Here is an 11,748-nt window from a genome sequence, read left to right as displayed (position 1 = left end):
GAAGCCGGGAGGCGCGGTTGCAAAACCGGCTTTTGCGGAGAAAGCTAAAAGCGAACAGCCGGATTGGCTTCAAAAAGTAAAGAACGTAGTTGATAGTTGATGGTTCAGGGTTCAGGGTTCAAGCAGGGTTGTGGGTCCATTCTTCATTCTCCACCCCTCATTGTTCATCGTTCCTTGTTCATCGTACATTGTTCATCGTTCCCGACAAGGTATAAAAAAAGGCGGTACTTATACGAGTAACGCCTTGTTTTGTCTTTTCCAGAAAATTATTTCTTGTGTCGTGGCTCACTTGAAACGGTCAGCTTGTGACGGCCTTTCGCTCTTCTACGCGCCAGAACTTTTCTTCCGTTCGCAGAAGCCATCCTTTCCATAAAGCCATGCTTATTTCTTCTTTTTCTTTTTGACGGTTGAAATGTTCTTTTGCTCATTGCCAGGTATCTTTAATGTCTTACTATCAATAATTCGTGCGCCGATGTGGCTGGTTTTGAAACCGGATGCAAATATACGAAGCTTTTTCACTTCGGCAAGTGCTTTCAAAAAAATATTTTGGTGGGTTTTTGCTATCTTTGGCGGCGCGTCGGACGTGGGTTCGTTACGGAAGGAACGGGCCCGTCAAAAGCGCTGAAACGACCTTTAATTCATTACGATACAGATGTATAATAAAATTTTCAAAATGATCCTGGCGGTGGCGCTCGTGGCGCTGGCCGTTTATGAGTTCACCGATAGCGAAATTGGCAACGGTATTTTCCTGATTCTGTTGGCGGGTATTTTCGTATTGCTTTACTTCAAAAACGAATTCATCGTTTTGGCGTTCCTGAAATTGCGCAAGCAGGACTTCGCCGGGGCCCAAAAATGGCTCGGCTATATCAAAAACCCGCAGACCGCGCTGGTGCGAAAACAACAGGGGTATTATGAATACCTGCACGGACTCATGCTCTCGCAAACCAATGTGAACCAGGCAGAAAAGCACTTTAAGAAGGCGTTGGAACTCGGTCTTTCGATGAGTACCGACATTGCCATTGCCAAACTGAACCTGGCCGGTGTGGCGATGATGCGCCGCCGGAAACTTGAAGCGACGAACCTGTTGAACGAGGCGAAGAAGCTGGATAAACAGGGACTTCTGAAAGACCAAATCAAGATGATGAAAGAGCAGATGAAGAAAATCTGATACTTTCCAACTTCTATTCCTGACGATTTCCCTTACCGGAAATCGTCTTTTTTTGCATTATGTCGATTAATTTTTGGTAAATGCTTGATTATCTTGCGTTAAATTTTGTAGTTTTGAGTCCCCAAACCAACAAAATTTAACCATTATGAGTAGAAGACTACTTTTATTAGTGTATGGGTTGTTGGTGGTCACCACCATGACAGCGCAGGACGAGAAGATGTTTCCGACTGCGGTGAAGGAAAACATGCGCCGTTACAATTCGATCAGCAACGCTGCCTATGAACGGGGCGATGCGGCGGAAGGGCAGTTCCTTTTCGATACGCTGGTCAACAACCAGTTGGTCGGAACCCGCTTCGAAGACTACTCGTTGAAACGCCTTGGACTCGGTGGCGGGAAACTCAAACTGAGTTCGATTAAAAAACCCGTGATGATCCAGACCTACGCCACCTGGTGTGTGTTTAATAAAGGGGAAATTGCTGCGCTGAACAAACTGGCGCGGAAATACAGCAAAGATTTAAAGATCGTCGTGGTGTTCTGGGACCGCAAGCAGGCGGCAAAGGCCATGGCAGGCAAATTCAGCGGAAATATCGAAGTCTGCTATGCCAGTGAAAACTACAGCAAAGACGAGGCAATGGTGAAAACGATGAAGTATTCGCTCGGTTTCCTGTGCACCTATTTCCTCGATGCCGACTTAAAGGTAATTTCGATCCGGCGCGGCCCACCTCCGCAAGTGGCGAAACGCACGCCGATTAAGGAAGCGATCCAACTGAACTTCGATGCCTACAACGAAGGCATCTCCAACTTGTTAGTAAAATCGGATATCCGGCGCGAGCCGCTCGTTACGCACTGAGTAAAATCCGTATGCCGACCAAAATCAGCGAAACCGCAAGGGCCCGGATAATGGCTTTGCCATGTAACTTACCCGATAGATAGGCTCCCAACTGTGCGCCGGGAATGACGCCCACCGCCAGCGAAAATACCAACTCCAGTACCTCAGGTTGGTCGTACGCGCCTTCATAATAATGCGTGGCCACGGTCACGGTTGCCATGATGGCCAGGATAAAATGGGAGGTCGCTGTCGCCACATGCACCGGGAACCGCAGCCATTCGACCATGGCCGGTACGTGGATGATACCCCCTCCGATGCCTAACAGCGGCGATATGTAGCCGACCACGACGCTTAGCAGCGATCCGTTTCGAAGGTTAAAGGAATATTCGAAGGTTTCGCCTTCACGGTCGACCAATCGGCGGTGTATCCATCCCTTTCGATCGGTAACGGGGGCGACGGTTTTCTTCTTCCCACCGCGGACGAGCAGGAACGCGGCAAGAACGATCAGTAAAACGGAGAAAACCACATCAAAGGTGTGGCGCGGAAGGATCCGAACCGTCCAGACACCAAGTATGGAGCCTGGAATGGTGACAAGCGCGAAAATGAGTCCGCCTTTATAATCGACCCGACGTTTGTACATATAAGCACCCGATCCGGAAATCGCGTTCGCTGCGACCACTGCCATCGAAATCGCGGTGATCGTGCCCGGATCGAGATCGGGACGAACGATTATTAGTATAGGGACGAGGATGAATCCACCGCCGGCACCAATCAGGGTTCCCAGCGTGCCGATGACAAAACCGACCAGCGCCCATACCACCGGATGTTCCACTAATAGCCGGCAGTTGGGATTTCGAGCACGTATTTCTTTTTCGTCGTGTTGAGCAGCTTCCGGTCACGCAGCCACGGGTTGTGAATCTTCAACACTTTGTAGTTGATGCCCTGCGCCAAAGCAAAGTCGGCAAGATCGGTAATAGACGAATCGATCTCCATCGTCCGCACCGGAATGGGTTGGTACAAGTCGTGTGGCGCTACAATAAAACCGTAGCGGTCTGGATGTTGCATGATTTCCTTCAGCGCCAGGATGCGGAAGACATAACGGGACGTTTCATCCGTAAGCAACAGGTCGTAGTAGTTCGTAACCTTTTGTATGCCAATTTGTTTGTTCACACCGTTGACACCGCCATTATACGATGCGGCGGCCAGCGTCCACGAACCGAATTTCGCTTTTGCATCCAGTAAATAGCGACAGGCCGCTTCGGTTGATTTCTCGAGATGGTAGCGTTCGTCAACCACGTCGTTCACTTCCATTCCCCGCTCCTTCGCGGTTTCCGGCATAAACTGCCAGACACCCCGCGCCCCGGCGGGAGATACAGCATTTACGAGTCCGCTTTCGATTACGGCCAGGTATTTGAAATCATCCGGTACGCCATTCTTTGCCAAAATAGGCTCAATGACCGGAAACACGCGCGCCGCCCGCTTGATGATCAGCAAGGTGGTGGCGTCAAGGTTGGCGTTCACCAACAGTTCACGTTCGAAACGCTCGCGAACATCGGCTATCTGCAGGGGTGTGACTTCACCCGCAAAATCGACTTTCTCCGGGAAATAGGTTTTCTTTCCTTCTTTCGCGATGGTAGTGGCTTCCACCGCTTTCACTCCATACACCAGCACACCCGCCGCCAGCAACACCAAGGCGGGCACGGCGATCATTCGCATCTTTCTCATATTCGTTTGCATTTACGTAAACCTACGAAATTCTGTCAGTCGTTCAAAGGTTCGCCTTTTATAATCTTGGGAAGGTTCTCATTGAGCCAGCGGAACCGGTTCAGGATCATGATATGCGTGCCCCCTTTCACAACGATGCAACCCCGAGTATATTTTATGGGGAATACACGGTCATCGTCTCCGTGGATGTGGACCACCCGGTCGTCAGGGCGGCGACGATCCCAGGTGATGACTTTTTCCAGCGCCCAATTGAGGTAGTTTGGGTCGCGCACCGAAAGGAACTTCTCATAGAGTTTGAGCCGTTGCTTTATCTTCGCGCCCAGCGACAATTCCGATAATCTTTCGACATTCAAAAACAGGCGGACGGGAATTAATTTGTACGCCTTCGTGGCCCGGGCAAACTTCATACGCCGCGGAAACTCGGTGCTGCTCTTGACACTAGAGATGATGATGACCCGCTGTGCCTTGACGAACGCCATCATTTCCTGCACGAGTATCCCACCGAAGGACACGCCGATCAAAACCGGATTCTGATGGGTTACATGGCGTGCGATGCGTTGCGCGTAGTCCGACAGACTTTCGTTGCCGTCGGGCACTTCCCATTCGAGGTAATGCAATTCGAATTCGTCTTCGGGCAGGCGGATGTGTTCGAATATCAACGGACTTGCGGCGAGTCCGGGCATGAAATACACGTGGGTTTTGTCGGGCGACATCGATTTAACTATCCGTTGGTAGGCCGAAGCCGGAATTATGGCGAACTTTGTATAAAAGTAATTCTTTTTGTACGAAAGCGTCGGAGTTCACGTTATTTTTGGCAGAAGTTTGGCCGTCGCTCTTTTCCAAAACCGGCTCGCATATGGAAATAAAAGACAACACCTTCTCCCGCCAATTCGAAAGTTTGGTGGATGGAAAAAAACTGGTGATCGAATATTCGCTCCAGGAGCGCAAACTGTTCCTGACGCGCATCCACCCGGATGATTTGGGTCCGGAGGATGAAAACATGGCGGAAATGCTCCGCACGATTCTCGACGACGCCTATGAACGTCGATTGAAGGTCGTGCCCGTGTTTCCGAAGATCGCGGCGTTTTTCCGGAAAAACCCACGATACAAAGACCTGTTGCCACCCGGCATCCGGATATAACGATACGATATGATTTCAGACGAGGCCCGCATCAACGTCCTGTTATTCTTCGAGGACATCGCCAAATACTACGGTTGTCACACCGAAATTACCGAAGGCCTCTACGCCCGCATCGACGATTTCAGTGCTGCCGGCACCACCTGGAACCTATCCGAATTCACCCTCATCCGCTCCGCCTATCGCAACGAAGGCGCCCGCCTTATGATGGAAGGTGAAAAAATGTACTACGAAATCTCGGCCGAACGGCTGGTCGATTTCAAACAACCGGCGCGGCATACGTATGAATTCGTCGAGCTTTACGGACTGAACGTCTACCGTATCACGAAAGTCGTCTTCCAGTCGCGTTACTGAGCAGAATCCATTTTTTAACTTTTTTTTTGTTACTTGCGGCAGGTCGCCTAACCCGACCTCTGCTACTATGAAACCGTCCCATGTGGCCCTTATCGGCGGTGGGCCAGCCGGACTCTACGCGGCCTGGCTGCTCGCTTCGAACGGAATTCGTTGCACCGTATTCGACCATCGCATCCCCTGGGAAAAACCCTGCGGAGGCGGTATCACGTCAAAAGCCTTCGACCAGTTTCCGATTCTGGCGGAATGCACACGGGATATGCAGGTAGTAGAAGATTTCACCTTCCTCTCACCTACCGACCGGGTTGCACACCTGAAGGGCAACGCGCAACTGCACATCGTATCACGCCACCGCCTCTCGGCGTTCCTGCTCGATAAATGTGCGGAAGTAGGCGTCGTGCATGTGGCTGAAAAAGTTACCGGGTTTGCAAAAAACGAAAATGGCTTTACGATTCACGCCGAAACCCACCACGGAACCTTTGACTTCCTCATCGGGGCCGATGGGGCGCATGGGGTGAGCCGGAACCTTTTGGGGGCGGCATCGTTCCAGAAAAACCGGTTCGCCGGACTCGGGTATTATGTAGAAGGACTTACTGACAACCGCATCGTCCTGAAATCGTATGACGATCTCAAAGGCTACTTATGGATGTTCCCCCGCCGCGACCATGCTTCTGTCGGTATAGGATTTACGTCGGGTACCACGACCAAGAAAGAAGCATTGGCGAAGATCCGGCGCTTTCTGAGCGAGCATTATCCGGCGTTTGAAATCGACGAAGAGAAGTCGTATGCCGCCACCATCCCCTACACCGTCGACTGGATCCCTGAGAACCTGCAAGGCGACGGCTGGGCCCTCATCGGCGACGCCGGTGGTTTCACCGATGCTATTACGGGGGAAGGAATTTACTATGCGTTCCGGTCGGCGGAGCTATTGGCCGAACAACTTATAGCCGGCACGCCCACCTCTTATTTCGAGGCCACCCGTCCCATACGGAGAGAGTTGGAAATGGCCTGCCGCATTGCCGATCGTTTTTACCAACCCCGCACCCTTGAATGGATGGTCACAGTGTGCCGCCGAAGCGCGTTCATGCGACGGCTGATCGCCGACATGATCCTGGGGCACGAGTCGTACCACAACCTCAAGCCGACCCTGAAGCGTCACAAATGGACGGTCATGCGGCAATTGTTCTGGGGGATGTTCTTTCCTTACAAACCTAAGGCAGCGGGTAAGGAAGCCGCGACCGCAGCGTGATCCACTACCGTCGCACGAACGGAACCGTCGTCGTCGATATGGGTAAGTTCGACACGCACCAACGTGTTCGCTAATTCCGGGTTCCACGGCAGTTTCACCCGCACGTAATTCTCGGTAAAGCCGTAGATGTAACCTTCCTTATTCTCGTCTTCAAACAGCACGATCCGTTGGGTGTTGAGCTGGCTTTCATAGAACGCCCGCCGTTTCTTGACCGATAAGCCCCGTAGCATCTTGCTGCGTTTCGCCCGTACATTCGTCGGCACCACGCCGTCCATCTCAGCCGCTTCGGTATTGTCGCGTTCGGAATAGGTGAAGACGTGCAGGTACGAAATAGCCAGTTCGTTCAGGAAGTGATAGGTTTCGAGAAAATGGTCGTCTGTTTCGCCCGGAAACCCTACGATGACATCAACCCCGATACAGGCGTGCGGCATCACCTCGCGGATTTTCGCCACCCGTTCGGCATAAAGTTCCCGCAGGTAGCGGCGTTTCATCTTCTTCAATATGTCGTTGCTCCCCGACTGCAGCGGAATATGGAAATGCGGCACGAAAGTACGGCTCTGTGAAACGAAGTCGATGGTTTCGTTTTTCAGCAGGTTCGGCTCGATCGACGATATCCGGAGGCGTTCGATGCCGGCCACCTGGTCAAGCGCCTGCACCAGCTCCAAAAAGGTGTGTTCGTGGCGTTTGTTGCCGAATTCACCTTTGCCATAGTCGCCAATGTTCACACCCGTCAGCACAATCTCGCGAATACCCTGGGCCGAAATCTCGGCGGCATTCTGCAACACATTCTCCATCGTATCCGAGCGCGAAATACCGCGGGCAAGCGGAATCGTACAATACGTACATTTATAATCGCACCCGTCCTGCACTTTCAGGAATGCGCGGGTGCGGTCGCCAATAGAATAGCTCCCCACATAAAAATCCGCATCGGCAATCTCGCACGAATGCACTTCTCCATGGTCGTTCTTTGACAGGTCGTGGATATAGTCGGTAATCTTGAACTTCTCGGTCGCGCCCAACACCAGGTCCACGCCGTCGACCGCTGCCAATTCCTCAGGCTTCAGCTGTGCATAGCAACCCACCGCGGCAACGAAGGCCTTATCGTTCAATTTGAGCGCTTTACGCACCACCTGTTTGAACTGCTTATCGGCGTTATCGGTTACTGAACAGGTGTTGATGACATAAATATCGGCGACTTCCTCGAAATCGACCCGGTCAAAGCCTTCCTCCTGAAAATTCCGGGCAATAGTCGACGTCTCCGAAAAATTCAGTTTGCAACCAAGCGTGTAAAAAGCGACTCGTTTCTTTTCCATTTTTGTAGTTGGGCGTGCCACCGCCGATCGCGTTTGCCCGTCTCGGGACACTCCGTCCCGGCGCTGTCGGGCTGTCCGCGGTGCGCGGCACCTTGCTCCCATCCCTCACGCAGCAGTACTCCGCCGGGAAAGGCGCGCAAATTTACGCACAAAAAACGAACGGGAAAAACCCTCAGCCCCAAACGCTTGCCAAAAAACACCGGCAATGTTTGGACGACGGACGGAAAACGGTATTTTTGCGACGAAAACCACGTTTATGAAATATCTTTCTATCGCCCTGTTGTTTCTGACTTTTTCAGCAATTGCACAAAAAACGACTGTTCCGGCGGGTGAATTACCTAAGATCGGCCAACAACTACTGGCGAAACACTTCACGGGCGCGTCCGTCACGACCCTTGAATACGATGCCCAGAATCCAACAACCTCTTATTGGGCCATGCTTTCGAACGGTGTCATGGTGAGTTTCGATATAAACGGTGACTGGTTGGAAGCAACGAGTGCGAACGGCCTAGAATCGACTCTGATTCCGTCGGAAACTTCGAAATATCTTGCCAAAAAATATCCCGGACAGAAAGTCCTGCGAATTGCACGCACCGAAAACGGCTTCGAGGCAGACGTGACCCGAGTGAAGGGCATCCTGTTTCATAAGAACGGTATGTTTAACGACAGTAACTAGTCGTCTTTCCGCCACTTTTTGGTATCCTCAAATACCTGTTCCAGAATCCTGGCTTCTTTTTCGTCGAATTCCACATTGCGGCGTGACATCACGATGCGCGCGGTTTCGAACGCTTTTTTGGTAAGGTAGGTCGTAAATCCGGAAGCACCGCCCCATGAGAAACTCGGCACGAAATTCCGCGGGAAACCGGCGCCGAAGATATTTGCGCTGACCCCGACCACGGTACCCGTATTGAACATCGTATTGATACCACACTTACTGTGATCACCCATCATGAGTCCGCAGAATTGAAGTCCGGTCTTCACGAAGCCACCCGTTTCGTAGCTCCATAGTTTGACCTCTTCATAGTTGTTCTTAAGGTTCGAGTTGTTGGTGTCGGCACCCAAATTGCACCACTCGCCCAAGACCGAATTCCCTAAAAAGCCGTCGTGCCCCTTATTCGAGTAGCCAAATAAAACCGAGTTGCTGACCTCGCCGCCGATACGGGAATGCGGGCCCACGGTGGTTGCACCGTACACTTTGGTAGCAAGTTTCACCTGGCCACCCTCGCACAGCGCAAATGGCCCGCGAATAACCGACCCTTCCATGATTTCGGTATCTTTTCCGATATAAATCGGACCGGTTGAGGCATTAAGCGTCACAAACTCCAGTCGCGCACCTTCTTCAATGAAGATATTCTCCGACGCGATCACGTTGACGCTGGCGGGAATCGGCTGCGACTTTCGGTCATCGGTCAACAGTTCAAAATCTTCCCGCAGCGCGGCATCGTTCTTTTGGAAAATATGCCACGGTTTGGTGATGGAAATACCTTCCTCTTCATATTCGATGACATCGTAGGTATCGAAGTCCACCTCTTCCTGGGTATCCTGTGTAAAAAAGGCAATGACCTCATCTCCTTTGAAAATGGCCTGGCGCGGTTCAAGGTTCTTGACCATTTCGGCCAACACCTCATTAGGCAGCCACGATGCGTTGATCAGGACATTCTCTTCCATCTCCACCATCGGGAATTTCTCTGACAGGTACTCTTCGGTGATGGTCGTCGTGGTAGACCCAAGGTACCGTTCCCACTTCTCGCGAATGGTCAGGATCCCAACGCGGATATCCGCAACGGGTCGCGTGAACGTAAAAGGAAGTAAGGCATTGCGGGCGGGCCCGTCGAAAAGGATGTAGTTCATTATTAGGAGTTAGGAATTAGGAGTTAGGAGTTGGTGGTCAGTAGTCAGTGGTGAGTGGCTGGTAGCACTCGCTACTGACTACGGACTACTGACCACCGACCACTCTCCCCAAATATACAAAAAAACGCCCCCGATGGCGGAGGCGTTTGTATCTGGAAGCGGGTTCTTATTTGCTGAACTTCGCGTATTTGTTCTTGAACTTGTCGATACGACCAGCGGTATCGATGAGTTTGGATTTACCAGTGTAAAAAGGGTGGGACGTGCGGGAGATCTCGAGTTTTACAACAGGATACTCAACGCCTTCGTGAACGATTGTCTCTCTTGTATCAGCGGTTGATTTGGTGATGAACACTTCGTCATTCGACATGTCCTTAAACGCAACCAGTCTGTAGCTTTCCGGGTGGATTCCTTTTTTCATGGTATTTCTTATTTGTGGTGACCGTTTCCCCTGCGGCTTCCTGCGTTGGAAGGTATGGTTGGCGGGAACCTTTTGTTAGTTTTCTTTAAAATCGAGGTGCAAATGTATGGTTTTTATTTCTATCCACAAGAAAACAGTTGCTTTTTTTGCGTACCTTCATTGTAGGCGGATTTAGTATATTTGCCTATCCAATCAATGAAACCAATATTATGGAAACACTAAACAAAACCAACAAATTCGCGAAACAAAACGGTCTTTTATTCGGTATCCTGCTCGTTGTCGAGTTTGTGATCATGTATTTTGCGGGACTCGACCCGATTGATAATCCGTCAATTGGTACTGTCGTAAACCTTTTGAACTACCTGGTATTCCCGATAACGCTTATTGCATTGGCCGCTACCCAAACCCGGAGTTTCCAGGGCGGTATACTATCATTTGGCCAGGCTGTAAAGACTGGCGTCATCATTTCATTGATAGGTAGCGCGATATACGGCGTCTTCTATATCATCTTCAACCTCATTTTCCCCGAGTTCACACCTGAGTTGATTTCCAAAATGGAAGAGCAGATGCTCAACCAAAATCCTGAAATGACGCAGGAGCAGGTTGACATGGCGATAGGTATCACCAAAACGTTTCTATCACCCTGGATTGCCGCTCCTTTCGGTGTACTTATATATGTTATAGTAGGTACGATCGAATCGTTGATTATCGGTGCAATCGTTAAACGGGAAAGGCCCTAATTTACTATATGGATCTATCCGTCGTCATTCCCTTACTGAACGAACACGAGTCTTTACCGGAACTACATAGTTGGATTGCGCGTGTGATGGCCGAAAACGGCTTTTCTTACGAAATCCTCTTCATCGACGACGGCAGCACCGACGGTTCCTGGGATATCATTGAACATCTCTCTCGGGTGAACCCGGAAGTAAAAGGCATCCGTTTCCTGACCAACTTCGGGAAATCGCAGGCCCTGCATGCCGGCTTCGCACAGGCAGAAGGCAATGTCGTTATCACCATGGACGCCGACCTGCAGGACAGTCCGGATGAAATCCCGGAACTCTACCGCATGATTACACAAGATGGGTACGACCTCGTATCCGGCTGGAAGAAGAAACGCTACGATTCAGTAGTGTCGAAAAACCTTCCTTCCAAACTCTTCAACTGGGCCGCGCGGCGTACGTCCGGAGTGCAGTTGCATGATTTCAACTGTGGATTGAAAGCCTATAAAAAGGTGGTGGTCAAGAACGTCGAGGTATCTGGTGAAATGCACCGTTACATTCCCGTACTGGCCAAAAATGCCGGATTTTCGAAGATTACCGAAAAAGCGGTTTCCCACCAGGCCCGGAAATACGGAAGCACGAAGTTCGGGATGAACCGTTTCATCAATGGCTTCCTCGACCTTATTACCATCTGGTTTCTCTCGCGGTTCGGAAAACGTCCTATGCACCTTTTCGGCGCTCTGGGATCGCTGATGTTCATCGTGGGCTTTCTGGCGGCCGGTTTCATCGGGGTCAACAAATTGCTCCGTCTTTACACGCACAAACCCACCATATTGGTGACCGACAACCCCTGGTTCTATATTTCACTGGCCACCATGGTCATTGGCACCCAGCTTTTTCTGGCGGGATTCCTGGGGGAAATCATTCTTCGCACGAAGAACAACGACAAGAATTACAAGATAGCCGAACAACTAAATATCTGAA

General features: G+C 50.9%; 16 protein-coding genes. 8 read left to right on the top strand and 8 right to left on the bottom strand.

The genetic code is table 11. The features are described from left to right. Positions 1 to 266: 266 nt before the first annotated feature. Both rpmH and MKO97_RS06940 read right to left on the bottom strand, forming a co-directional pair. Positions 267 to 428: a 50S ribosomal protein L34 gene (rpmH, locus tag MKO97_RS06945; RefSeq protein WP_026979292.1), complete on the bottom strand. Its 162-nt coding sequence runs from the start codon at positions 426 to 428 to the stop codon at positions 267 to 269. Continuing rightward, on the bottom strand, positions 382 to 537 hold the full coding sequence (locus MKO97_RS06940; RefSeq protein ID WP_241105545.1) for a hypothetical protein: 156 nt from the start codon (positions 535 to 537) through the stop codon (positions 382 to 384). Before MKO97_RS06940 ends, rpmH begins: the two co-directional genes overlap by 47 nt. Positions 538 to 652: 115 nt before the next feature. Between MKO97_RS06940 and MKO97_RS06935 the strand changes: the two genes are divergently transcribed. Then, on the top strand, positions 653 to 1,168 hold the full coding sequence (locus MKO97_RS06935) for a DUF2892 domain-containing protein (RefSeq protein WP_241105417.1): 516 nt from the start codon (positions 653 to 655) through the stop codon (positions 1,166 to 1,168). Positions 1,169 to 1,313: 145 nt separating this feature from the next. Continuing rightward, on the top strand, positions 1,314 to 2,018 hold the full coding sequence (locus MKO97_RS06930) for a redoxin domain-containing protein (protein WP_241105416.1): 705 nt from the start codon (positions 1,314 to 1,316) through the stop codon (positions 2,016 to 2,018). On the opposite strand, the gene MKO97_RS06925 is transcribed toward MKO97_RS06930, so the two are convergent. Genes MKO97_RS06925 through MKO97_RS06915 form a run of 3 tightly spaced genes read right to left on the bottom strand, consistent with a single transcriptional unit; the run spans position 2,008 to position 4,435 of the window. Continuing rightward, positions 2,008 to 2,829: a sulfite exporter TauE/SafE family protein gene (locus MKO97_RS06925; RefSeq protein WP_241105415.1), complete on the bottom strand. Its 822-nt coding sequence runs from the start codon at positions 2,827 to 2,829 to the stop codon at positions 2,008 to 2,010. The two genes, MKO97_RS06930 and MKO97_RS06925, sit on opposite strands and share 11 nt — an antisense overlap. Further along, on the bottom strand, positions 2,829 to 3,722 hold the full coding sequence (locus tag MKO97_RS06920) for a lytic transglycosylase domain-containing protein (RefSeq protein ID WP_241105414.1): 894 nt from the start codon (positions 3,720 to 3,722) through the stop codon (positions 2,829 to 2,831). The genes MKO97_RS06925 and MKO97_RS06920 overlap by 1 nt, the downstream gene beginning before the upstream one ends. 35 nt (positions 3,723 to 3,757) lie before the next feature. After that, a complete protein-coding gene (locus MKO97_RS06915) occupies positions 3,758 to 4,435 on the bottom strand; it encodes an alpha/beta hydrolase (protein WP_241105413.1) in 678 nt (225 codons plus the stop codon). Between the two features lie 143 nt (positions 4,436 to 4,578). Between MKO97_RS06915 and MKO97_RS06910 the strand changes: the two genes are divergently transcribed. The 3 genes from MKO97_RS06910 to MKO97_RS06900 all read left to right on the top strand — a co-directional run bounded on the left by MKO97_RS06910 (position 4,579) and on the right by MKO97_RS06900 (position 6,460). Next, positions 4,579 to 4,863, top strand: coding sequence for a GNAT family N-acetyltransferase (locus tag MKO97_RS06910; RefSeq protein WP_241105412.1), 285 nt, complete (start codon positions 4,579 to 4,581; stop codon positions 4,861 to 4,863). 9 nt (positions 4,864 to 4,872) lie between these two features. After that, positions 4,873 to 5,214, top strand: coding sequence for a hypothetical protein (locus MKO97_RS06905; protein ID WP_241105411.1), 342 nt, complete (start codon positions 4,873 to 4,875; stop codon positions 5,212 to 5,214). A 67-nt stretch (positions 5,215 to 5,281) separates the two neighbouring features. Next, positions 5,282 to 6,460 (top strand): NAD(P)/FAD-dependent oxidoreductase, encoded by a 1,179-nt coding sequence (locus MKO97_RS06900; RefSeq protein WP_241105410.1) that lies wholly within the window; start codon positions 5,282 to 5,284, stop codon positions 6,458 to 6,460. Here MKO97_RS06900 and mtaB read toward each other — a convergent pair. Beyond that, a complete protein-coding gene (mtaB, locus tag MKO97_RS06895; protein WP_241105409.1) occupies positions 6,415 to 7,773 on the bottom strand; it encodes a tRNA (N(6)-L-threonylcarbamoyladenosine(37)-C(2))-methylthiotransferase MtaB in 1,359 nt (452 codons plus the stop codon). The two genes, MKO97_RS06900 and mtaB, sit on opposite strands and share 46 nt — an antisense overlap. A 256-nt stretch (positions 7,774 to 8,029) precedes the next feature. Here mtaB and MKO97_RS06890 point away from each other — a divergent pair, with 256 nt between their 5' ends. Further along, a complete protein-coding gene (locus tag MKO97_RS06890) occupies positions 8,030 to 8,449 on the top strand; it encodes a PepSY-like domain-containing protein (RefSeq protein WP_241105408.1) in 420 nt (139 codons plus the stop codon). Here the strand turns inward: MKO97_RS06890 and MKO97_RS06885 are convergent. Further along, entirely contained in the window at positions 8,446 to 9,624 is a 1,179-nt protein-coding gene (locus MKO97_RS06885; protein ID WP_241105407.1) for a GlmU family protein, read from the bottom strand. The genes MKO97_RS06890 and MKO97_RS06885 overlap by 4 nt on opposite strands. 166 nt (positions 9,625 to 9,790) lie before the next feature. After that, entirely contained in the window at positions 9,791 to 10,042 is a 252-nt protein-coding gene (locus tag MKO97_RS06880; RefSeq protein WP_241105406.1) for a type B 50S ribosomal protein L31, read from the bottom strand. A 209-nt stretch (positions 10,043 to 10,251) separates the two neighbouring features. Between MKO97_RS06880 and MKO97_RS06875 the strand changes: the two genes are divergently transcribed. Both MKO97_RS06875 and MKO97_RS06870 read left to right on the top strand, forming a co-directional pair. Next, a complete protein-coding gene (locus MKO97_RS06875) occupies positions 10,252 to 10,782 on the top strand; it encodes a DUF4199 domain-containing protein (RefSeq protein ID WP_241105405.1) in 531 nt (176 codons plus the stop codon). An 8-nt stretch (positions 10,783 to 10,790) separates the two neighbouring features. Beyond that, on the top strand, positions 10,791 to 11,747 hold the full coding sequence (locus MKO97_RS06870) for a glycosyltransferase family 2 protein (RefSeq protein ID WP_241105404.1): 957 nt from the start codon (positions 10,791 to 10,793) through the stop codon (positions 11,745 to 11,747). Position 11,748: the final 1 nt, after the last annotated feature.

The organism is Flavobacterium sp. HJ-32-4 (assembly GCF_022532105.1).
Classification (GTDB): Bacteria; Bacteroidota; Bacteroidia; order Flavobacteriales; family Flavobacteriaceae; genus Flavobacterium.
The sequence above is the reverse complement of the archived record's forward strand: the minus strand, read 5'-3'. Positions and strand labels throughout refer to the sequence as shown.